Here is a 20,892-nt window from a genome sequence, read left to right as displayed (position 1 = left end):
CTTTGTTTCGGCTAGAAACAAAAGGTACCGTCGGCTTGTCCACGGGGCGGTCGGTCGCCGGCCGACGCCCCTGGGACGGTTAGGCTCTAGTCGCAAGGCACAGCCGTAAGGCACACCGCCCCGCACTTCCAGCGTCACATCCAAGAAGGAGATGCTCGTGCCGTCCATCGACGTCGTCGTAGCCCGGGAAATCCTGGACTCCCGAGGCAACCCCACGGTCGAGGTCGAGGTCGGCCTCGACGACGGCAGCACGGGTCGTGCCGCCGTCCCGTCCGGCGCCTCGACCGGCGCCTTCGAGGCCATCGAGCTCCGCGACGGCGACCCGAACCGCTACCAGGGCAAGGGCGTCGAGAAGGCCGTCCTCGCCGTGATCGAGCAGATCGGTCCGGAGCTGGTCGGCTACGACGCCACCGAGCAGCGCCTGATCGACCAGGCCATGTTCGACCTGGACGCCACCGACAACAAGGGCTCCCTCGGCGCCAACGCCATCCTCGGCGTCTCGCTCGCCGTCGCGCACGCCGCCTCCGAGGCCAGCGACCTCCCCCTCTTCCGCTACCTGGGCGGCCCGAACGCGCACCTGCTGCCGGTGCCGATGATGAACATCCTGAACGGCGGCTCGCACGCCGACTCCAACGTGGACATCCAGGAGTTCATGATCGCCCCGATCGGCGCGGAGTCCTTCTCCGAGGCCCTGCGCTGGGGCACCGAGGTCTACCACACCCTGAAGAAGGTCCTGAAGAGCAAGGGCCTGTCCACCGGCCTCGGCGACGAGGGCGGCTTCGCCCCGAACCTCGGCTCCAACCGTGAGGCCCTCGACCTCATCCTGGAGGCCATCAAGGAGGCCGGCTACATCGCCGGCCAGCAGATCACCCTCGCGCTCGACGTGGCCGCCTCCGAGTTCTACAAGGACGGCAAGTACCTCTTCGAGGGCAAGGAGCGCTCCGCCGCCGAGATGACGGAGTACTACGAGGAGCTCGTGGCGGCCTACCCGCTCGTCTCCATCGAGGACCCGCTGTTCGAGGACGACTGGGCCGGCTGGAAGGTCATCACCGACAAGCTCGGCGACAAGGTCCAGCTGGTCGGCGACGACCTGTTCGTCACCAACCCCGAGCGCCTCGCCCGCGGCATCGAGGAGGGCGCCGCCAACGCCCTGCTGGTCAAGGTCAACCAGATCGGCTCGCTGACCGAGACCCTGGACGCCGTCGAGCTGGCCCAGCGCAACGGCTTCAAGTGCATGATGTCGCACCGCTCCGGCGAGACCGAGGACGTCACCATCGCCGACCTGGCCGTCGCCACCAACTGCGGCCAGATCAAGACCGGTGCCCCGGCCCGCTCCGAGCGCGTCGCCAAGTACAACCAGCTGCTGCGCATCGAGGAGATCCTCGACGACGCGGCGGTGTACGCGGGCCGCAGCGCGTTCCCGCGTTTCCGCGGCGGGATCTCCAAGGGCTGACCCATCCTGGCGTAAGGCTTAGCCAGTCGTACGTACGTCCCCGTGCCCGGTCCCGTACCGTGTCCGGGGACGTACGCGCGTGTGGAAGGGGAGGCGGAGAGCCAGATGGCCGTGAGGGACCGGGACCGTTTCTCCACCGCGACCAGGCTGCGGCTGCTCGGCGAGCAGACCGCGGCCCGGGTCTACCGTTCCCAGACCAAGCGGCAGGCCCGCCGCTCCCGGCTCACCGGCCGCGCGGCCCTGCTGGCGCTCGTGCTGTGCACGATGATCGTCGCCCTCGCCTACCCGATGCGGCAGTATGTCTCCCAGCGCGAGCAGATCGCCGACCTCGAGCGGCAGCGGGAGCAGGCCCGTGAACGCGTCGAGCAGCTGCGCGACCTGAAGGCGCGCTGGCAGGACGACGCCTACGCCGAGCAGCAGATCCGCCGCCGGCTGCACTACGTGATGCCCGGCGAGACCGGGTACGTGGTCGTCGACCCGGGCGCCGCCAGGCAGTCCCGCGCGGACCTCGGGGCCGCCCGCCGGCCCTGGTACACCAACGTCTGGGAAGGCGTCGACAAGGCCGACGCCTCCGACCAGTGACCGGCCCGTCCGGTCCGGCAACCGACACGAACCCACCCTGAAAGCAGTCATGGAAACCCCTCCGCCGCCCACTCCGCGCACCGAGCCCACCGACGCGGACGTAGAGGCCTTCAAGCAGCAGCTGGGCCGCCCGCCGCGCGGCCTCAGGGCCATCGCGCACCGCTGCCCGTGCGGTCAGCCGGACGTCGTGGAGACGGCACCGCGCCTGCCCGACGGCACGCCCTTCCCGACGCTGTACTACCTGACGTGCCCGAAGGCGTCCTCCGCCATCGGCACGCTGGAGGCGAACGGCGTGATGAAGGAGATGACCGAGCGGCTGGGCCGTGACCCCGAGCTGGCCGCCGCGTACCGGGCCGCGCACGAGGACTACGTCCGCCGCCGGGACGAGATCGAGGTCCTCCAGGGCTTCCCGAGCGCGGGCGGCATGCCGGACCGGGTGAAGTGCCTGCACGTCCTCGTCGCCCACTCGCTGGCCGCCGGCCCCGGTGTGAACCCGCTCGGCGACGAGGCCCTGGCGATGCTGCCGGAGTGGTGGCGCAAGGGCGCGTGCGTGACGCCCGGCAGCGCCGGGACGGACGAGCGCGACGACAGCGAGGGGGACGAGAAGTGACCCGCGTGGCCGCCATCGACTGCGGTACCAACTCCATCCGTCTGCTGGTCGCGGACGCCGACCCGGCGACGGGCGAACTGACCGACCTGGACCGCCGGATGACGATCGTGCGGCTCGGCCAGGGGGTCGACCGCACCGGCCGGCTCGCGCCCGAGGCGCTGGAGCGCACCTTCGCCGCCTGCCGCGAGTACGCGGAGGTCATCAAGGAGCACGGTGCCGAGCGCCTGCGCTTCGTCGCCACCTCCGCCTCCCGCGATGCCGAGAACCGCGAGGAGTTCGTGCGCGGTGTGCTGGACATCCTCGGGGTCGAGCCGGAGGTCATCACCGGTGACCAGGAGGCCGAGTTCTCCTTCACGGGTGCCACGAAGGAGCTCACCGGCCGCGGCGACCTCATCCGGCCCTACCTGGTCGTGGACATCGGCGGCGGTTCCACCGAGTTCGTCGTCGGCGACGACCACGTGCGCGCCGCCCGGTCGGTGGACGTCGGCTGCGTGCGCATGACGGAGCGGCACCTGGTGCACGGCGGCGAGGTGAGCGACCCGCCCACCGAGGAGGAGATCGCCGCCATGCGGGCCGACATCGAGGCCGCGCTGGACCTCGCCGAGCAGTCGGTCCCGCTGCGCGACGCGCACACCCTGGTGGGCCTGGCCGGGTCCGTCACCACGGTGTCCGCCATCGCCCAGGAGCTGCCCGCGTACGACTCCACGCGCATCCACCACTCCCGGGTCTCCCGGGACCGGGTGCGCGAGATCACCGAACGGCTGCTGCGCTCCACGCACGCCGAGCGCGCCGCGATCCCGTCCCTGCACCCGGGCCGGGTCGACGTCATCGGCGCGGGCGCCCTCGTCCTGCTCGCGCTCATGGAGCGGACGGGCGCCGAGGAGGTCGTGGTGAGCGAACACGACATCCTCGACGGCATCGCCTGGTCCTTGACCTGATCGCCTACAAGTTGCGGTTGCGGCAGACGTTTCGCCGGTCGCCCACCTTGACGACGAGGATGACGAGTTCACCATCGTTGAGCTGGTAGGCGACCCGGTAGCTGCCGACCCGGAGCCGGTAGAGCCCGGACGGCCCGGTGAGCTTCTTGACGTCGGCGTCCTCGCGGTACGGGTCTTCGCCGAGTGCGGTCAGCGCGGTCAGGATGCGCATGGCGTCGGGCCGGCTGATGGCCCGGAGCTGCCGCTGTGCCGCCGTGGTGAACCGGAAGGCGTACTTCACGCCGCCTCGCCGCCCTGCTCGGTGAACAGGTCCGCCAGGAGTTCTGCCATCGTCACGGTCTTGCCGCCCTCGGCCAGGACTGCCTCGGCTTCGCGCGCCAACATCACGTCGGCCGCTTCCTCCAGCGCCTCGAAGTCCGCGATCGGCACCACGGCCGCCACCGCAGCGCCGTTGCGCGTGATGACGGTCGGAATGCCTTCCTCGGCCCGGTTGATGTGATCGGCGAGGTGTGCGCGGGCTTCCCGTACGTTCACGGAGTTCTCAGTCATGAGATGAGTGTACGCATTTCCGTGTACACGTGGCCGCTCGGGGAGCCGCGTTTGCGGGCGATCCTCGACGGCATCGCCTGGTCGTGACGCGTGGCGTGGCTCTCTTTTGTTACCGGGCGGTAGCCACCTGCTGAGCAGGTTGGATAACGTTTGAGCGGTGCCCGGGGCCCCCTTGAGGGGCCCCTGGTCGTACCCCGGCGGAAAGCTTCGTGAAGTTCTTCACAAGGAATTCCCTCCCGTTGGGCCCTGAAGAGGGGCCCATTGGCCCTTTCGGGGGTCCGGGGGCTGTTTGAACATGTTCAGATGGCGGGTGCGAGAGGGGCTCGGAAGGGGGTGTTCCGGGGGTGTCACGGTGCCCTCACGGCCACCTCGCCGCGCCGGAGAGGCAGCTCACGCGGCCTTGACAACGGGGCGAAGCGCCCTGCGGTTCCCCTGCGGCCCCGTGGTCCGCGTCACGCGAGCCGCGGAGTTTAACACAGGCCCCGTCAGACCTTGTGAAGGGGCGCACGAGCGACCCCCCTGGGGCGGGTGGATACTCGATGCCATGAGCACCACGGAGCGTCCCAGGATCCTCGTAGTAGGCGGTGGGTACGTAGGCCTGTACGCAGCTCGGCGCATCCTCAAGAAGATGCGCTACGGCGAGGCGACCGTCACGGTCGTCGACCCCCGGTCGTACATGACCTACCAGCCCTTCCTCCCCGAAGCCGCCGCCGGCAGCATCTCCCCTCGCCACGTCGTCGTCCCGCTGCGACGCGTGCTGCCGAAGGCGGAGGTCCTCACCGGTCGGGTCACCACCATCGACCAGGACCGCAAGGTCGCCACGATCGCCCCGCTGGTGGGCGAGGCGTACGAGCTGCCCTTCGACTACCTGGTCATTGCCATGGGCGCGGTCTCCCGCACCTTCCCGATCCCCGGCCTCGCCGAGCAGGGCATCGGCATGAAGGGCATCGAGGAGTCCATCGGCCTGCGCAACCACGTCCTGGAGCAGCTGGACAAGGCCGACTCCACGACCGACGAGGAGATCCGCCGCAAGGCGCTCACCTTCGTCTTCATCGGCGGTGGCTTCGCGGGAGCGGAGACCATCGGCGAGGTCGAGGACATGGCCCGGGACGCGGCCAAGTACTACAAGAACGTGTCCCGCGAGGACATGCGCTTCATCCTCGTCGACGCCGCCGACAAGATCCTTCCCGAGGTCGGCCCCAAGCTCGGCCAGTACGGCAAGGAGCACCTGGAGAGCCGGGGCGTGGAGATCTACCTCTCCACCTCCATGGACTCCTGCGTCGACGGCCACGTGGTGCTGAAGAACGGCCTGGAGGTCGACTCCAACACCATCGTGTGGACGGCCGGCGTCAAGCCCAACCCGGCCCTGTCCCGCTTCGGTCTGCCGCTCGGCCCGCGCGGTCACGTCGACTGCGAGCCCACCCTCCAGGTCAAGGGCACGGACTACATCTGGGCCGCCGGCGACAACGCCCAGGTGCCGGACATCGCCGCCCGCAAGGCCGGCGTGGAGAACGCCTGGTGCCCGCCGAACGCCCAGCACGCGCTGCGTCAGGCCAAGGTCCTCGGCGACAACGTGGTCTCCGGCATGCGGGGCTTCCCGCAGAAGGAGTACGAGCACGCCAACAAGGGCGCGGTCGCCGGTCTCGGCCTGCACAAGGGCGTGGCCATGATCGTCATGGGCAAGATGAAGATCAAGGTCAAGGGCCGCCTCGCCTGGTACATGCACCGTGGCTACCACGGTCTTGCGATGCCGACCTGGAACCGCAAGATCCGCGTCTTCGCCGACTGGACGCTCGGCATGTTCCTCAAGCGCGAGGTCGTCTCCCTCGGCGCCATGGAGAACCCGCGCGAGGAGTTCTACGAGGCCGCCAAGCCGGCGCCGGTCGCCGCCGCGAGCAAGACCGAGGAGAAGGCCAAGGCCTCCTGACCTCCGGTCAACGACAGATCCCCGGGTCACGAACGGCCCTCGGGTCACCGAAAGACAGTCCGGTCACCGACAGGTCCTCCTGTCGGTGACCGATCCGGAAGACCTCCTGCCATCCGTGGTGCGGGAGGTCTTCCGGCGTTTCCGGGCACCCATCTGCATGGTTTCTACAACCGTTTTGCCCAGTCGTAACTCCTTTGCGGGACTGCGCCGAGGCCCTTGCGGTGTTTACGTGGTATCCGGCATCCGGGATCGTCGTCTTGGAGGTGTGCGTCATGGCCGACGCCGCGTCGCGGCTGAGAAGTCTTGCCGAGCAGATGCTGGGAGCCCCGCTCCCGGTACGCCTGAGGGCCTGGGACGGGTCGCAGGCGGGTCCGCCCGACGCGCCGGCACTCGTCGTGCGCAACCGCCGCGCCCTGCGCCGCATGCTGTTCAAACCGGGCGAGCTGGGGCTCGCCCGCGCCTGGGTCTCCGGCGACCTGGAGATCGAGGGCGACCTGTACACCGTGCTCGACGCCATGGCGGGCCTCGTCTGGGAGCGCGGGGAGGACGCCCGCGGCCTCGTCCAGGCGCTGCGCGACCCCGACGTCCGCGCCGCCGTCCGGGAGCTGCTGAAACTGGCGGGCCCGCCGATCCCGCCCGCGCCGCCGCGCGAGGAGGTCCGCCGGCCCCGCCGGAACCTGCACACCCGCCGCACCGACAAGCGGGCCATCAGCCACCACTACGACGTCGGCAACGACTTCTACGAGATCGTCCTCGGCCCCTCCATGGTGTACTCCTGCGCCTACTGGGAAGATGCCGGAACCCTGGAGTCCGCCCAGCGCGACAAGCTCGAACTGGTCTGCGCCAAGCTCGGCCTGAAGGAGGGTCAGCGGCTGCTGGACGTCGGCTGCGGCTGGGGCTCCATGGCCATCCACGCGGCCCGCGAGCACGGTGTGAGCGTCGTCGGCGTCACGCTCTCCCAGGAGCAGGCGGCGTACGCCCGCAAGCGCGTCGCCGACGAGGGGCTGACCGACCGGGTGGAGATCAGGGTCCAGGACTACCGGGACGTCGTGGACGGCCCCTTCGACGCGATCTCCTCCATCGGCATGGCCGAGCACGTCGGCGCCGAGAAGTACCTGGAGTACGCCCGCCAGCTGTACGCCCTGCTCAAGCCCGGCGGCCGGCTGCTCAACCACCAGATCGCCCGCCGCCCGCAGCGGGACGAGTCGGCGTACGAGGTGGACGAGTTCATCGACGCCTACGTCTTCCCCGACGGCGAACTGGCCCCCGTCGGCACCACCGTGACCCAGCTGGAGCGGGCCGGGTTCGAGGTCCGGGACGTGGAGTCCATCCGCGAGCACTACGCCCGCACCCTGCGCCGGTGGGTCGCCAACCTGGAGGCCGACTGGGACCGGGCCGTCCGCCTCACCGGCGCCGGCCGCGCCCGCGTCTGGCAGCTGTACATGGCCGCCTCCGCGCTCGCCTTCGAACGCAACCGCATCGGCGTCAACCAGGTCCTCGCGATCCGCACTCCCGAGTCCGGCGCCTCCGGACTGCCCCTGCGGGCCCGCACCTGGCACGGCTGACAGGGGTACGGCGACACCCCCGGCAGCGGTGCGGCACAAGGGGGCCCCGTCCCGCGGGGCCCCCTTGTGCCGTCGTACGACCGCCTACTCGGCCTTGATGGCGGTCAGCATGTTCAGCCGGGCCGCGCGCCGGGCCGGCCACAGCGCGGCCAGGACGCCGACCACGCCCGCCAGCAGCAGGAACACCGCCATCCGGCCCCACGGCAGCACCAGTTCGTACGTCGGCATCTTCGTGCCCAGCAGCTCACCCGCCGCCCAGCCGAAGAACACGCCCAGACCGATGCCCAGCACCCCGCCGAACAGGGAGATCACCAGGGATTCCAGGCGGACCATCCGCTTGACCGCCCTGCGGTCCAGGCCGATCGCGCGGAGCATCCCGATCTCCTGGGCCCGCTCGAAGACGGACATGGCCAGCGTGTTGACGACGCCGAGCACCGCGACGATCACCGCCATGCCGAGCAGGCCGTAGACCATGTTCAGCATCAGCGTGAACATCTGCGCGATCTCGTCGGAGATGTCCTGCTTGTCCTGGACCTTGATCGCCGGGTTGGAGCCGAGGGCCTTCTCCAGCCCGTCCTTGGCCGCGTCGGACGCCCCGTCCGCCGTCTTCACCATGACCTGCATGTCGGCCGGGTCGGACAGATGGGGGGTGAGGACCGTGTTGTCGAGGATGATCCCGTTGAGCATGTCGTTGCCCTCGTAGACCCCCGCGACCGTCAGCCGCCGGGCCTTGCCGTCCTCGAAGTGCGCGGTGAAGCGGGAACCGGCCTTCCAGCCGAAGTGCTTGGCGCGGTCCTCGTCCACGACGACCCGCGTGCCGCCCACGGCGAACGAGCCGTCGGTCACCTTCAGGTCCGTCAGCTTGCCGATCGACGCGCCGTTGACGCCGGTCAGGAACTCGGTCTCGCCGTCGATGCGGGACTCGCCGTTGCGCAGCGGGCTGCTCTCGGTGACCCCGTCGGCGGAGGCGAGCTTCTTCTCCACCCCGGGGGAGAGCGGACCGCGGTTGGCCATCGAGACGACGTAGTCGGCGCGGATCGCGGAGGAGGCCATCTTGTCGATGGACGTCTGGAGGCTGCCCGCCATCACCGTCATGCCGGTGATCAGCGTCAGGCCGATCATCAGCGCGGAGGCGGTGGCCGCGGTACGGCGCGGGTTGCGCACCGAGTTCTGCCGGGCCAGCTTGCCCGACACCCCGAAGACGCGCAGCACCGGCGCGGCGGCGGCGATCAGCGGGCGGGACAGGAGCGGCGTCAGGATGAACACGCCGATGATGAGCAGGACCGCGCCGATGCCCATCGCGCCCTGGCCGGTGTCCGCGTTCATCCTCGTGCCGGCGAGGACCACCGCGATGCCGGCCGCCGCGAACAGCGAGCCCAGCGTGTTGCGCAGCACCAGCGACCTGGCGGTGGCCTTGGCGTGCACGCTGCTCATCGCCGCCACCGGCGGGATCTTCGCGGCCCGGCGGCCGGGCAGCCACGCGGCCAGCATGGTGATGAGGACGCCGACGGCGAGGGCGGTGCCCACCGTGCCGGGGCTGATCACCAGCGGACCGTCGGGCATGCTCGCGCCGAAGGAGCCGAGCAGGGAGCGCAGGCCCGCGCCGATGCCGACACCGGCGGCCAGACCGGTCACACCGGCGACCGCGCCGACGGCGAACGCCTCGATGAGGACCGAGCGGGTGACCTGGCGGCGGGAGGCGCCGACCGCCCGCAGCAGGGCGAGCTCCCGGGTGCGCTGGGCGACCAGCATGGTGAAGGTGTTGGCGATGATGAACGTGCCGACGAACAGCGCGATGCCGGCGAACACCAGCAGGCCCTGCTTCAGGCTGCTCATGGAGGAGGAGATGGCCTCCGCCTGGTCGTCGGCGAGCTGCCGGCCGGTGGTGGTCCGCACCAGCTTCGCGGGCAGGGCCCTGTCGAGCCGGGCCTTGAGCTCCGCCTGGCTGGTGCCGGGCGCGGCCCGCACGTCGATCTCGTCGTACGTGCCCTTCTTGCCGAACAGGCTCTGCGCGGTCGCCGTGTCGAACAGGGTGAGGCTGCCGCCCGCGGCGACGTTGCCGTCGTCGGTGGTGAAGATGCCGCTGACGGTGGGCGTGAGCACCGGGCCGTCGACGGAGAGCCGCACGGTGTCGCCGACCCGGTAGCCGGCCCGCTTCGCGGTCGCCGAGTCGATCAGCACCTCGTCCCTGCCGCGCGGGGCATGGCCGATGACCAGCGGATAACGGGGGTCCTCGGGGCCCCAGTAGTTGCCGCCCGCGGACTGCCAGTCGCCGCCGACGAGCTTGCCGTGCTTGTCGGCGACGGCGGTGAAGCCGGTGACGACACCGGTGGCGGAGGCGGCCCCCGGGACCGCGGCGGCCTTGTCGAGCAGGGCCCGGTTCAGCTCGGGCATCCTGCCGACCCGGTCGCCCTCGGAGTCCTGGTACTCGGGCCGTACGGCGACGTCGACCTGGTCGAAGCCCTTGGCGGAGCTCTTCTGGTAGGCGTCGGAGATGGTGTTGGTGAAGACCAGCGTCCCGGAGACGAAGGCCACGCCGAGCATGACGGCGAGCACGGTCATCAGGAGCCGGGCCTTGTGTGCGAGGACGTTGCGCAGGGCGGTGCGGAACATCAGCTGGTACGGCCCTTCGCGTCGAACTGCTTCATCAGGTCGAGGACGGAGTCGGCCGTGGGGTCGTGCATCTCGTCGACGATCCGGCCGTCGGCCAGGAAGATCACGCGGTCGGCGTAGGCGGCGGCCACCGGGTCGTGGGTGACCATGACGACGGTCTGGCCCAGTTCGCGCACGGAGTTGCGCAGGAAACCGAGGACCTCGGCGCCGGAGCGCGAGTCCAGGTTCCCGGTCGGCTCGTCCCCGAAGATGATCTCGGGCCGGGAGGCGAGGGCACGGGCGACGGCGACGCGCTGCTGCTGGCCGCCGGACAGCTGGGAGGGCCGGTGGGCGAGCCGCCCGGACAGCCCGACCATCTCGATGACCCGGTCCAGCCACGCCTTGTCCGGCTTCCGCCCGGCGATGTCCATCGGGAGGGTGATGTTCTCCAGGGCGGTCAGCGTCGGCAGCAGGTTGAACGCCTGGAAGATGAAGCCGATCTTGTCCCGGCGCAACCTGGTGAGCTGCTTGTCCTTCAGGGACCCCAGCTCGGTGTCCCCGATCCGGACGGACCCGGAGGAGAAGGTGTCCAGCCCGGCCACACAGTGCATCAGCGTGGACTTGCCGGAGCCCGACGGCCCCATGATCGCGGTGAACTCGGCGGCCCGGAAGTCGACGGAGACCCGGTCCAGGGCGACCACCCGGGTCTCACCCTGCCCGTAGATCTTCGACAGCTCCGTGGCGCGTGCGGCCACGGCGGTGGTCCGGCCGGCGGTGGGTGTGGTGGTCACGGGAGGGCGCTCCTGTCGGGACGACGTGTGTTCCTGGGGACCGCTCCATCGTCTCGGTGCGAAACGCGCGTGTAGTCAGTCGCTGTTCCGGTTCCGGAGGGCGACTGGGGTCGCACGCGGCGGCCCGCCGTCATACCTGGGGAGGACAGGGGACCCTGACGCCGTCCGTGTCGGGGGCGTTGTCGGGAGCCGTGTCGAGAACAGGTGGAACACCCTCGTTCGGACGGTGAAATTCCGTCATTTCGCGTACGCGTGTACAGCCGTCACGACACGCTACTGGCAAGTGCGGATGGCGCGTTCCGCGGGCTGATGCACCCTCAGACCTCAATAAAATAAGACAACATCGGTCCACCCGCCCACTGTTCGGGGGATGGCTCCCGATAGGCTCGAACCTCGCAAGCGGAGCCCATGGCCTGCCCGGATGGTGGAATGCAGACACGGCGAGCTTAAACCTCGCTGCCCCTTCGCGGGCGTGCCGGTTCAAGTCCGGCTCCGGGCACCTTCCGCCGTCGGTTTCCCCTTCGGAACCGTCCTCTCACCACTCGACCGCCGCACGACCGTTGACATCGGGACCCGTGCGGCCGGAGACTCACGCCCGGATGTAGTGAAAGAAATTTCACCAGGCGAACGCCCGATGGGCGGCGGGAGACCAGGGAGACGACCGATGCGCACCACCGTCGGGATCATCGGGGCCGGGCCCGCCGGGCTGCTGCTCGCGCGGCTGTTGCACCGTGCCGGGATCGAGTCCGTCGTCCTGGAGGGGCGGGACCGGGACTACGTCGAACAGCGGCAGCGGGCCGGGATCCTGGAGCAGGGGACGGTCGACGTGCTGCGCGCCGCCGGGGCCGGGGACCGGATGGACCGGGAGGGCCTGCGGCACGACGGGATCGAGCTGCGGTTCGACAGGCGCCGGCACCGCGTCGACTTCCCCGCGCTCACCGGCGGGCGGTCCGTGACCGTCTACGCCCAGACCGAGGTCTGCAAGGACCTCATCGCGCTCCGGCTGGAGGAGGGCGGGCCGCTGCTGTTCGAGGCCGAGGCGCTGGCCGTGGAGGGCGCGCAGAGCGACCGGCCGCGGGTCGCCTTCCGGCACCAGGGGCGCGAGGACGTGCTGGAGTGCGACTACGTCGTCGGCTGCGACGGTTTCCGGGGCGTGGCCCGCAGCGCCTTCCCGGCCGGGGTCTCCCGGGTGTTCGAGCGGTCGTACCCCTACGCCTGGCTCGGCATCCTCGCCGACGTCGCGCCCTCGCACGACGAACTCGTCTACGCCCGTCACGAGCGCGGTTTCGCCCTGCTGTCCATGCGGTCGCCGGCCGTCTCCCGGCTCTACCTCCAGGTCCCCGCGGGCACGGAGGCCGGGGCGTGGAGCGACGAGGCGGTCTGGGACGAACTGGAGCGGCGGCTCGAGACGGACGACGGCTGGCGGCTCGAGCGCGGGCCCGTCACCCAGAAGTCGGTCACCCCCATGCGCTCCTTCGTGCACGAGCCGATGCGGCACGGGCGGCTCTTCCTCGCCGGCGACGCCGCCCACATCGTGCCGCCGACCGGCGCCAAGGGGCTGAACCTCGCCGTCGGCGACGTCGTCACCCTCGCCCGGGCCCTCGCCCACGAGCGGCGGACCGGCTCCCCCGAGCTCCTCGACGCCTACTCCGCGACCTGTCTGCGCCGGATCTGGCAGGCCGAGCGGTTCTCCTACGACATGACGACCCTGCTGCACCGCGCCCCGGACGCCACCGGCTTCGACGCCCGCCTCCAGCTGGCCCGGCTGGAGCGGATCGCCTCCTCCCGGGCGGCCGGGACCGACCTGGCCGAGGCGTACACAGGGTTTCCGCTCGGTTAGCCGTCCGTCCATGGCCGGGAATCAGTCGCCCGCGTAGCGTGTTGCGCAGCACAGCAGGGGAAAGATCCTCCTCAAGTATCATGGTCGATCCTTTGCCAATCCATTACTCTTGAGCCAAGGCTGCGCTCGGCAGCCATGGAGGAGTGAAATGAGGAGCAGCAACCCGGTCTTCTCGCGACGGGGGTTCAGCCGCGACAACGGCTACGCCGGCTTCAACACCGCACCGCAGGCCGGGTACGCCCAGGGCAACCCGTACGCGCAGAACCCGTACGCGCAGAACCCCTACGCACAGCAGGGCGTCGGCGCCCCGCCCCAGGCCCCGGCCACCACCGACCGGATGACCATGGACGACGTCGTCGTCCGCTCGGCCGTCACGCTCGGCACGGTCGCCGTCGGTGCCGCCCTCGCCTGGGCCCTGCTGCCCGTCTCGGGCACCAGCTACGGCCTGGCCGTCGGCTCCGCGCTGATCGCCTTCGTCCTGGCGATGGTGCAGAGCTTCAAGCGCACCCCGTCACCCGCGCTGATCCTCGGGTACGCCGCCTTCGAGGGCGTCTTCCTCGGCGTCATCAGCGAGATGTACAACAGCCGCTGGAGCGGCGCGCCCTTCCAGGCCGTGCTCGGCACCATGGCCGTCTCGGGCGCGACCCTGCTGATCTACAAGGCCGGCTGGATCCGCGTCACCGCGCGGTACGCCCGCGTCGGCCTCGCCATCGCGATGGCGTTCCTGGTGGTCATGGCGGTCAACCTGCTCCTCGTCGCCTTCGGGGTCGCCGATGACGGCGGACTGCGCAGCTTCGGCCCGCTCGGCGCGCTCGTCGGGATCATCGCGATCGTGCTCGGCGCGTTCTTCCTGACCCTCGACTTCAAGCAGATCGAGGACGGCATCGCCTACGGCGCCCCGCGCAACGAAGCCTGGCTCGCCGCGTTCGGCCTCACCCTGACCCTGGTGTGGATCTACGTGGAGATGCTGCGACTGGTGGCGATCTTCAGCAGCAACGACTGACGCCGGCACGGCTCATCGGCAGGGCCCCGGGCGATCCGCCCGGGGCCCTGTGCCGTTCAGAGCAGCTTGCGCGCCGCCCTCCTCAGGTCGTACTCGTGCACGATCGCCTTCGCGTGGCCGTACGCGAGGTCGTACTCGTGCCGGAGCCAGCTGACCTTCTCCTCGAAGCGGAAGAGTGCCGGGCCTTCTTCGACGGTGCGCAGCCAGTCGGAGACTTCGCGACCGGTGCAGTGCGGGATGCGGGCGAGCAGGTTGCGGTGGGTCTCCTCGGAGAAGACGTGGGACATCGGCGCCTCCGAACACAAAGGGGATGTAAGCCGGTCCTTCAGGTCACCGTGCCTGAGCGTTCGCGTATTGGCAACAGTGCGGGGCGTTACGCTCGGCGGGTGGTTGATACGACGCCCTTGACCCAAGCAGTGGATCACTTCGCCGACCGGTTGCGGGCGGCACCGCAGAGCCGGCTCCAACGCAGCGCCGCGGCGGAGGCGTTGGCCCTGGCCCGCGAGCTCTCCCGGCGGGCCCAGCTGGTGGAGGAGCCGGGAGGCGAGCCCCGGGAGATGCCGGACGCGGGGATGTTCGCCGCGGCGGACCAGATCCTGGTGGCCGCGCACGACCTCGCGGTCGTGGTGCGCACCGAGGACGAGGTCGCCGAGGCCGTGCGGCTGGTGGAGGAGGCGCGGCAGCGGGCGGGGGTCTGACGCGGGAGCGGGCGGAGCGTCTGACGCGGGGTCCGGCGTCGCCCGTCAGAGGGAGGCGATGACCCTGTCGGCCAGGATGTACACCGTCTCCTCGCCGCACGCGAACGTCAGCGCGTACGCGCCGGAGATGCCCGAGCCGCCCAGGAGGTACGGGGCCTCGCCGGACTCCAGGGCCCTCGCCAGGCGTTCCGCCGTCTCCCGGTGGCCCGGGGTCATGCACAGGGTGGTGCCGTCGGCGAAGACGTAGACGTCGAGCGTGCCGAGCGGGCCGGGGCGGACGTCGGAGAGTTCGACGCGTTCGGCCGCCAGCTCCTCCAGCGTGGTGACGGTGCGCTCGTGGTCGTTGAGGGCCGGCGACTGCACGGGGACGAAGTCCGGGTGCGAGGGGTGCCGGCGGCGGGCCGCGGCCAGCTCCGGGGAGTCCCCGGCGAACTCGTCGGCGTCGGCGCCCGGCTCGGCCACCGGCTCCAGCGGCTCCAGGCCCGCGAAGTCCGCCTGGCGGGGCAGGAACACGTCGGCGTCGGGCAGGCCGTACAGCGAGGGCGACTCGGAGGCGTCACGGGCCTCCTGCGCCGCCCAGAAGGCGCGCGCCTCGGCCAGCTCGCGCTCCCGCTCCTCGGCCAGCGCCTCGGCCACGGCCGCCCGTATCCGGTCGGCGTCGGCGGCGGTACGGGCGTTCGGCAGGAGGGCGCGTGTCGTGGCCGCCTGGCCGTCGGCGAGCTGTGCCGCCAGATCGGTGAGCTGGCGGCGCAGCTTCAGCACGGTGCGCAGGACGGCGACACCCACGGCGCCGGTGGCTGCCGTGGTGAGCAGCAGGGCGATCGGCATGGCGCTCACTGACATACTCCCGGTTCAAAGTCGACCCCCGACTTCCTACATCAGCTTGAAGGGCGGACTAACCAGCTGTCAGTGCGTAACGTCACGAAACGGACAGGACTTTGCATTCGTGGCTGTGTCGTGCGTCACGCCGGCCCGCGCTGACCAGCAGTGATGTGCCGGGTGGGCGACATAGGTCACATCCTGGGGGAGATTGGATCACGGAAAGGCCCGGAACCGTGGTGTTTCCCGGGTTCCGGGCCCCTGTGTGACGTGACGTGCGCGGCCCGCCACGGACGGTGTGTCAGCTCAGGCGCTCGATGACCATCGCCATGCCCTGGCCGCCGCCGACGCACATCGTCTCCAGGCCGAACTGCTTGTCGTGCCACTGCAGCGAGTTGATGAGCGTGCCGGTGATGCGGGCGCCGGTCATGCCGAACGGGTGGCCCACGGCGATGGCACCGCCGTTGACGTTCAGCTTGTCGATGTCGATGCCGAGGTCCCGGTACGACGGGATGACCTGGGCGGCGAAGGCCTCGTTGATCTCGACCAGGTCGATGTCGTCGATGGTCAGGCCGGCGCGCCGCAGGGCCTGCTTGCTCGCCTCCACCGGGCCGAGGCCCATGATCTCCGGGGAGAGGCCGGAGACACCGGTGGACACGATCCGGGCGAGCGGGGTCAGGCCCAGCTCGCGGGCCTTGGTGTCGGACATGATGACGAGCGCGGCGGCGCCGTCGTTCAGCGGGCAGCAGTTGCCGGCCGTGACGAGTCCGTCCGGGCGGAAGACCGGCTTCAGGCCCTGGACGGCCTCCAGGGTGACGCCGGCGCGCGGGCCGTCGTCCTTGCTGACCACCGTGCCGTCGGGGAGGGTCACCGGGGTGATCTCGCGCTCCCAGAAGCCGTTCTTGATGGCCTCCTCGGCGAGGTTCTGCGAGCGGACGCCGAACTCGTCCATCTCCTGGCGGGTGACGCCCTTCCAGCGGGCCAGGTTCTCGGCGGTCTGGCCCATCGCGATGTAGGGGTCGGGCAGCAGGCCGTCCTCGCGCGGGTCGTGCCAGGTCGTGCCCTCCTGCTGGGCGACGGACTCGGTGCGGGCCTCGGCCTCGGCGAACAGCGGGTTGTGCGTGTCCGGCAGGCCGTCGGAGCTGCCCTTGCGGTAGCGCGAGACCGTCTCGACACCGGCCGAGATGAAGACGTCGCCCTCGCCGGCCTTGATGGCGTGCAGCGCCATGCGGGAGGTCTGCAGGGAGGAGGAGCAGTAGCGGGTGACCGTGCAGCCCGGCAGGTGGTCCATGCCCATCTGCACGGCGACGATCCGGCCGAGGTTGTGGCCCTGCTCGCCGCCGGGGAGGCCGCAGCCGAGCATCAGGTCGTCGATGTCCTCGGGGTCCAGCTCGGGGACCTTGGCGAGCGCCGCCTGGATGATCGTGGCGGTGAGGTCGTCGGGGCGCAGGTCCTTCAGGGAGCCCTTGTTCGCGCGGCCGATGGGGGAGCGGGCGGTCGAGACGATCACGGCTTCGGGCATCACGGCTCCAGTGGCGGATTTTTTCGGGCAGGGCAGGTGGGAAGTTACCCGTACGTACGGGCCAGGTCACCGGTGTCGCGGTGTGACACTGACCGCAATTGTCTAAGCGCTTGCTTTGCTCTCTGGCCGGGCCCGGACGCCGGCGGTCAGAGGGGCCGGCTCGCCGGCTCCGCCTCGGGTACCCGCCGCCGGCGCCTGCGCTTGAGCAACGCCCACGGTCCCCGCGGTCCCGTCGGCATGGCCGCCGTCACCTCGGTGCCGGCCTCCGACGCGGCCTCGGCCGCCGCGCGGGCCACCGGCAGGAAACCCTCGCGGCGCGACACGTCCGGCCGCTCCTCCTCCGGCCACAGGCCCAGCGCCGCGCACACCGTGGGCAGGACGGCCATGGCCGCGGTCGCGTAGCCCTCGGCCGACGGGTGGTAGTTGTCCGGCCCGAACAGCTCCCGCGGGTTCGCCTCGAACTCGGGCCCGAGCAGATCGCCCAGCGAGACCGTGCGCCCGCCCTGCTCCACCACGCCGATCGTCTGGGCCGCCGCCAGCTGCCGGGACGCCCGCCGGGCCAGCCAGCGCAGCGGCTGCTGCACCGGCTCGATCGTGCCCAGGTCGGGGCAGGTGCCGACCACCACCTCGGCGCCGGCCGTGCGCAGCCGTCGTACCGCCGTCGACAGGTGCCGTACCGAGCGGGTCGGGTGCATCCGGTGGGTCACGTCGTTCGCGCCGACCATGATCACGCAGATGTCCGGGACGGGACAGGGCGCGGACAGCACCAGCGCGACCTGGCGGTCCAGGTCGTCGGACCGGGCACCCGGCACCGCCACGGTCCGCAGCTCCACCGGGCGCTCCGCCACCGCCGCCAGCCCGGACGCCAGCAGCGCCCCCGGGGTCTGGCCCGCCCGGTGCACGCCCTGCCCCGCCGCCGTCGAGTCGCCCAGCATGGTCAGCCGCAGCGGTGGTTCGCCGGGGGTGTCGTAGGCGTGACCGTAGACGCCGTCGGCCACCGGCACCCGCCCCGCCCCGCCGTTGCCCACATGGCGCCGCGCCAGCCGCACCTCCGCCAGCACCAGACCGACGACGGCCGCGCCGATCAGCCCGGCCCCGCCCCCGCCGTACGCCGCCCCGGCCGCGATACGCCGGGCCACCCGTGCCCTCGACATCCTCGTCATGCGTCGCCGCCACCTCCTCGTAGCCGTACCCACTCCTTGCCCCGTACGGACCGTGCGCCAATCTCGACGGGGAGTGAACGACCGCGCCCGCCGCACCGCTGGCCTTAGGCTGGCGGCACCACTACGAACAGTTCTTTTGCAGCGACCGGAGACAACGGTGCGATACCACGACTCGATGATCAGCCTCGTCGGCGACACCCCGCTGGTGCGGCTCAACAACGTGACCAAGGGCATCCAGGCGACCGTCCTGGCCAAGGTGGAGTACTTCAACCCGGGCGGTTCCGTGAAGGACCGCATCGCCCTGCGCATGATCGAGGCCGCGGAGGAGAGCGGGGAGCTGAAGCCGGGCGGCACGATCGTCGAGCCGACCAGTGGCAACACCGGCGTGGGACTCGCCATCGTGGCCCAGCAGAAGGGCTACAAGTGCATCTTCGTGTGCCCGGACAAGGTGAGCACCGACAAGATCAACGTGCTGCGCGCGTACGGCGCCGAGGTGGTCGTGTGCCCGACCGCCGTGGCTCCGGAGCACCCGGACTCGTACTACAACGTCTCCGACCGGCTGGTGCGCGAGACGCCCGGCGCCTGGAAGCCCGACCAGTACTCCAACCCCAACAACCCGCTCTCGCACTATCACTCGACCGGTCCCGAGCTGTGGGAGCAGACCGAGGGGAGGATCACCCACTTCGTGGCGGGCGTCGGCACCGGCGGCACCATCTCCGGCACCGGCCGCTACCTGAAGGAGGCCAGCCAGGGCGCGGTCAAGGTCATCGGCGCCGACCCCGAGGGCTCCGTGTACTCGGGCGGCTCCGGGCGGCCGTACCTGGTCGAGGGCGTCGGTGAGGACTTCTGGCCGACCGCCTACGACCGCAGCGTCGCGGACGAGATCGTCGCCGTCTCCGACAAGGACTCCTTCCAGATGACCCGCCGGCTGGCCAAGGAGGAGGGCCTGCTGGTGGGCGGCTCCTGCGGCATGGCCGTCGTGGCCGCGCTGAAGGTCGCCGAGCGGCTCGGCCCGGACGACGTCGTGGTCGTGCTGCTGCCCGACAGCGGCCGCGGCTACCTCAGCAAGATCTTCAACGACGAGTGGATGGCCGACTACGGCTTCCTGGAGGACGAGGGCCCGAGCGCCCGTGTCGGTGACGTCCTGAGCGACAAGGCGGGCGGCTCCATCCCGTCCCTGGTGCACATGCACCCGGAGGAGACCGTCGGCCAGGCCATCGAGGTGCTGCGCGAGTACGGCGTGTCGCAGATGCCCGTCGTCAAGCCGGGCGCCGGCCACCCGGACGTGATGGCCGCCGAGGTCGTCGGCTCCGTCGTGGAACGGGAGCTGCTCGACGCCCTGTTCAGCAAGCGGGCCTCGCTGGAGGACCCGCTGGAGAAGCACATGTGCGCCCCGCTGCCGCAGGTCGGCTCCGGCGAGCCGGTCGGCGACCTGATGCAGGTGCTGGGCTCGGCGGACGCCGCGATCGTGCTGGTCGAGGGCAAGCCGACCGGCGTCGTCAGCCGGCAGGACCTGCTGGCCTTCCTGGCCAAGGGCGGCACCAGGTAGCCCGCTTCGGCGGGGGCCCGGGTTCGCGGAAGTGGTACGAGGGCGTCATGTGCGCGCAGCACCCGCTTAACACGGGTCCGGAAGAGTAGGGGGTGTCGGCAGGGGTGGGAGCGGCTCCCCGCCCAGGCCGACGCCGAACGGCGCCAAGGACCTCCGGAGCGGCTCCCGGACCTCCATGGACGCCACGGACGCGTAGGCCCGGCCCTGACCCGGCCCGCGTCCCTCGCGGGGACCGCCGTCGTCCCGCCCCCCGGAAACGGGGGTGCGGCGGTCCCCGCGCACCCTTTTCCCGCGCCTCGACCGGCGCCGTTCCCGCGGACGGGACCGCCCGCCGTCGTGGTTCCTCACTCGCCGGCCGTGGCCGGCGCCGCGTTCCAGCTCCCCAGCATGGCCAGCCGCTCCGCCGTCTCCGAGCCCGGCTCCGGCGTGTACACCACGATCGTCTGCTCCGGGTCCGCCGGCACCGTCAGCGTCTCGTACGGCAGGGTCAGCAGACCCGCGACCGGATGCCGCACCTTCTTCACGCCGAACGCGCACTCGCGGACCTCGTGGTCCGTCCACAGCCGGCGGAAGTCCTCGCTCTTCAGGGTCAGTTCGCCGACCAGCGCGCACAGTCCGGGGTCGTCGGCGTACCGGCCGGCCAGCAGCCGCAACTGGGCCACCGTCTGCGCGGCCACCGCCGCCCATTCCGGGTACAGCTCGCGGGAGGCCGGGTCGAGGAAGACCAGCCGGGGGATGTTCCGTTCGGCCGGTGCCAGACGGCCGAAGCCGCCCACCGCGTCGCCGAGCGCGTTCCAGGCGAGCACGTCCATGCGGCGGCCCAGCACGAACGCCGGGCTGCGATCCATGCCGTCGAGGAGGATCCGCAGGCCGGGCCGCACGCGGGACGCACCGGCCGGCTTCCGCCGCTGCCGGTGAGGACGCGCCACCGTGCGCAGGTACGCGTGCTCCGTCTCGTCCAGGCGCAGCACCCGCGCGACCGCGTCCAGCACGGCGTCGCTGACGCTGGTGCCCCGGCCCTGCTCCAGCCGGACGTAGTAGTCGACGCTCACACCCGCGAGCTGGGCCACCTCCTCGCGGCGCAGGCCCGGCACCCGGCGCCGCCCGTGCGCGGGCAGCCCGACGTCCTCCGGCCTGATGCGGGCGCGGCGCGAGCGCAGGAAGTCGCCCACCTCTGCTTCGGTCCAGTCCCCGTCCATGACCCGATCGTAGGGGAGAGGCGGTCTTCGTTCCTGGTACTGGCATACCCAGGAAAAGCGCATCCCTGGGTAGGACCGCCGGACGCGACGAC

19 protein-coding genes and 1 tRNA gene are annotated in these 20,892 nt (G+C 71.1%); 11 read left to right on the top strand and 9 right to left on the bottom strand.

Translation table 11 applies throughout. From position 1 onward, the window contains the following. Positions 1-151: 151 nt before the first annotated feature. From eno to LG395_RS07295, 4 genes are all read left to right on the top strand, one after another. Positions 152-1,453 carry a phosphopyruvate hydratase gene (gene eno / locus LG395_RS07310; protein WP_225808840.1) on the top strand — a complete coding sequence of 434 codons (1,302 nt, stop codon included), beginning with the start codon at positions 152-154 and terminating at the stop codon, positions 1,451-1,453. Positions 1,454-1,558: 105 nt separating this feature from the next. Beyond that, the gene (locus LG395_RS07305; RefSeq protein ID WP_171155557.1) at positions 1,559-2,035 is read left to right on the top strand and encodes an FtsB family cell division protein; all 477 of its coding nucleotides are present in this window, start codon (positions 1,559-1,561) and stop codon (positions 2,033-2,035) included. 49 nt (positions 2,036-2,084) lie between these two features. Continuing rightward, positions 2,085-2,645 carry a DUF501 domain-containing protein gene (locus LG395_RS07300; RefSeq protein ID WP_171155558.1) on the top strand — a complete coding sequence of 187 codons (561 nt, stop codon included), beginning with the start codon at positions 2,085-2,087 and terminating at the stop codon, positions 2,643-2,645. Then, entirely contained in the window at positions 2,642-3,583 is a 942-nt protein-coding gene (locus LG395_RS07295) for a Ppx/GppA phosphatase family protein (RefSeq protein ID WP_225808839.1), read from the top strand. The genes LG395_RS07300 and LG395_RS07295 overlap by 4 nt, the downstream gene beginning before the upstream one ends. A 4-nt stretch (positions 3,584-3,587) precedes the next feature. On the opposite strand, the gene LG395_RS07290 is transcribed toward LG395_RS07295, so the two are convergent. Both LG395_RS07290 and LG395_RS07285 read right to left on the bottom strand, forming a co-directional pair. Then, the gene (locus LG395_RS07290; protein ID WP_225808838.1) at positions 3,588-3,863 is read right to left on the bottom strand and encodes a type II toxin-antitoxin system RelE family toxin; all 276 of its coding nucleotides are present in this window, start codon (positions 3,861-3,863) and stop codon (positions 3,588-3,590) included. Then, complete coding sequence (locus LG395_RS07285; RefSeq protein WP_225808837.1) at positions 3,860-4,132, bottom strand: type II toxin-antitoxin system prevent-host-death family antitoxin; 273 nt, start codon at positions 4,130-4,132, stop codon at positions 3,860-3,862. Before LG395_RS07285 ends, LG395_RS07290 begins: the two co-directional genes overlap by 4 nt. 544 nt (positions 4,133-4,676) lie before the next feature. On the opposite strand from LG395_RS07285, the gene LG395_RS07280 reads away from it, so the two are divergent. Both LG395_RS07280 and LG395_RS07275 read left to right on the top strand, forming a co-directional pair. Continuing rightward, positions 4,677-6,059, top strand: coding sequence for an NAD(P)/FAD-dependent oxidoreductase (locus LG395_RS07280; RefSeq protein WP_103809950.1), 1,383 nt, complete (start codon positions 4,677-4,679; stop codon positions 6,057-6,059). Between the two features lie 272 nt (positions 6,060-6,331). Then, the gene (locus LG395_RS07275; protein ID WP_225808836.1) at positions 6,332-7,624 is read left to right on the top strand and encodes a class I SAM-dependent methyltransferase; all 1,293 of its coding nucleotides are present in this window, start codon (positions 6,332-6,334) and stop codon (positions 7,622-7,624) included. An 84-nt stretch (positions 7,625-7,708) separates the two neighbouring features. Here the strand turns inward: LG395_RS07275 and LG395_RS07270 are convergent, their stop codons facing one another. Together LG395_RS07270 and LG395_RS07265 are read right to left on the bottom strand one after the other, a co-directional pair. Further along, entirely contained in the window at positions 7,709-10,237 is a 2,529-nt protein-coding gene (locus LG395_RS07270; RefSeq protein ID WP_225808835.1) for an ABC transporter permease, read from the bottom strand. Further along, on the bottom strand, positions 10,237-11,007 hold the full coding sequence (locus LG395_RS07265; protein WP_171155570.1) for an ABC transporter ATP-binding protein: 771 nt from the start codon (positions 11,005-11,007) through the stop codon (positions 10,237-10,239). The genes LG395_RS07270 and LG395_RS07265 overlap by 1 nt, the downstream gene beginning before the upstream one ends. Positions 11,008-11,422: 415 nt before the next feature. Between LG395_RS07265 and LG395_RS07260 the strand changes: the two genes are divergently transcribed. The 3 genes from LG395_RS07260 (at position 11,423) to LG395_RS07250 (ending at position 13,850) form a co-directional block, all read left to right on the top strand. Continuing rightward, positions 11,423-11,506: transfer RNA gene (locus LG395_RS07260), tRNA-Leu, on the top strand. A gap of 165 nt (positions 11,507-11,671) precedes the next feature. Further along, positions 11,672-12,847 (top strand): 4-hydroxybenzoate 3-monooxygenase, encoded by a 1,176-nt coding sequence (locus LG395_RS07255; RefSeq protein WP_225808834.1) that lies wholly within the window; start codon positions 11,672-11,674, stop codon positions 12,845-12,847. A gap of 148 nt (positions 12,848-12,995) precedes the next feature. Next, positions 12,996-13,850, top strand: coding sequence for a Bax inhibitor-1/YccA family protein (locus LG395_RS07250; RefSeq protein WP_171155589.1), 855 nt, complete (start codon positions 12,996-12,998; stop codon positions 13,848-13,850). Positions 13,851-13,906: 56 nt separating this feature from the next. Here LG395_RS07250 and LG395_RS07245 read toward each other — a convergent pair whose 3' ends face one another. Next, positions 13,907-14,137, bottom strand: a complete 231-nt coding sequence (locus LG395_RS07245; protein ID WP_030653267.1) for a DUF4287 domain-containing protein — start codon at positions 14,135-14,137, stop codon at positions 13,907-13,909. A 99-nt stretch (positions 14,138-14,236) separates the two neighbouring features. Between LG395_RS07245 and LG395_RS07240 the strand changes: the two genes are divergently transcribed. Beyond that, positions 14,237-14,548 (top strand): hypothetical protein, encoded by a 312-nt coding sequence (locus tag LG395_RS07240; protein ID WP_171155591.1) that lies wholly within the window; start codon positions 14,237-14,239, stop codon positions 14,546-14,548. Positions 14,549-14,593: 45 nt separating this feature from the next. On the opposite strand, the gene LG395_RS07235 is transcribed toward LG395_RS07240, so the two are convergent. The 3 genes from LG395_RS07235 to LG395_RS07225 all read right to left on the bottom strand — a co-directional run bounded on the left by LG395_RS07235 (position 14,594) and on the right by LG395_RS07225 (position 18,052). Continuing rightward, entirely contained in the window at positions 14,594-15,376 is a 783-nt protein-coding gene (locus tag LG395_RS07235; protein WP_171159969.1) for a hypothetical protein, read from the bottom strand. 292 nt (positions 15,377-15,668) lie between these two features. Beyond that, a complete protein-coding gene (locus LG395_RS07230) occupies positions 15,669-16,889 on the bottom strand; it encodes an acetyl-CoA C-acetyltransferase (RefSeq protein WP_171155593.1) in 1,221 nt (406 codons plus the stop codon). 146 nt (positions 16,890-17,035) lie between these two features. Beyond that, entirely contained in the window at positions 17,036-18,052 is a 1,017-nt protein-coding gene (locus tag LG395_RS07225; RefSeq protein ID WP_171155595.1) for an SGNH/GDSL hydrolase family protein, read from the bottom strand. 157 nt (positions 18,053-18,209) lie between these two features. Between LG395_RS07225 and LG395_RS07220 the strand changes: the two genes are divergently transcribed. Further along, entirely contained in the window at positions 18,210-19,601 is a 1,392-nt protein-coding gene (locus LG395_RS07220; protein ID WP_171155597.1) for a cystathionine beta-synthase, read from the top strand. 344 nt (positions 19,602-19,945) lie between these two features. On the opposite strand, the gene LG395_RS07215 is transcribed toward LG395_RS07220, so the two are convergent. Next, entirely contained in the window at positions 19,946-20,800 is an 855-nt protein-coding gene (locus LG395_RS07215; protein WP_171155598.1) for a helix-turn-helix transcriptional regulator, read from the bottom strand. Positions 20,801-20,892: the final 92 nt, after the last annotated feature.

The organism is Streptomyces spinosus (assembly GCF_020400655.1).
GTDB lineage: Bacteria > Actinomycetota > Actinomycetes > Streptomycetales > Streptomycetaceae > Streptomyces > Streptomyces argyrophylli.
Note: the sequence above shows the minus strand (reverse complement) of the source record. Positions and strands in the feature narration are given on the sequence as shown.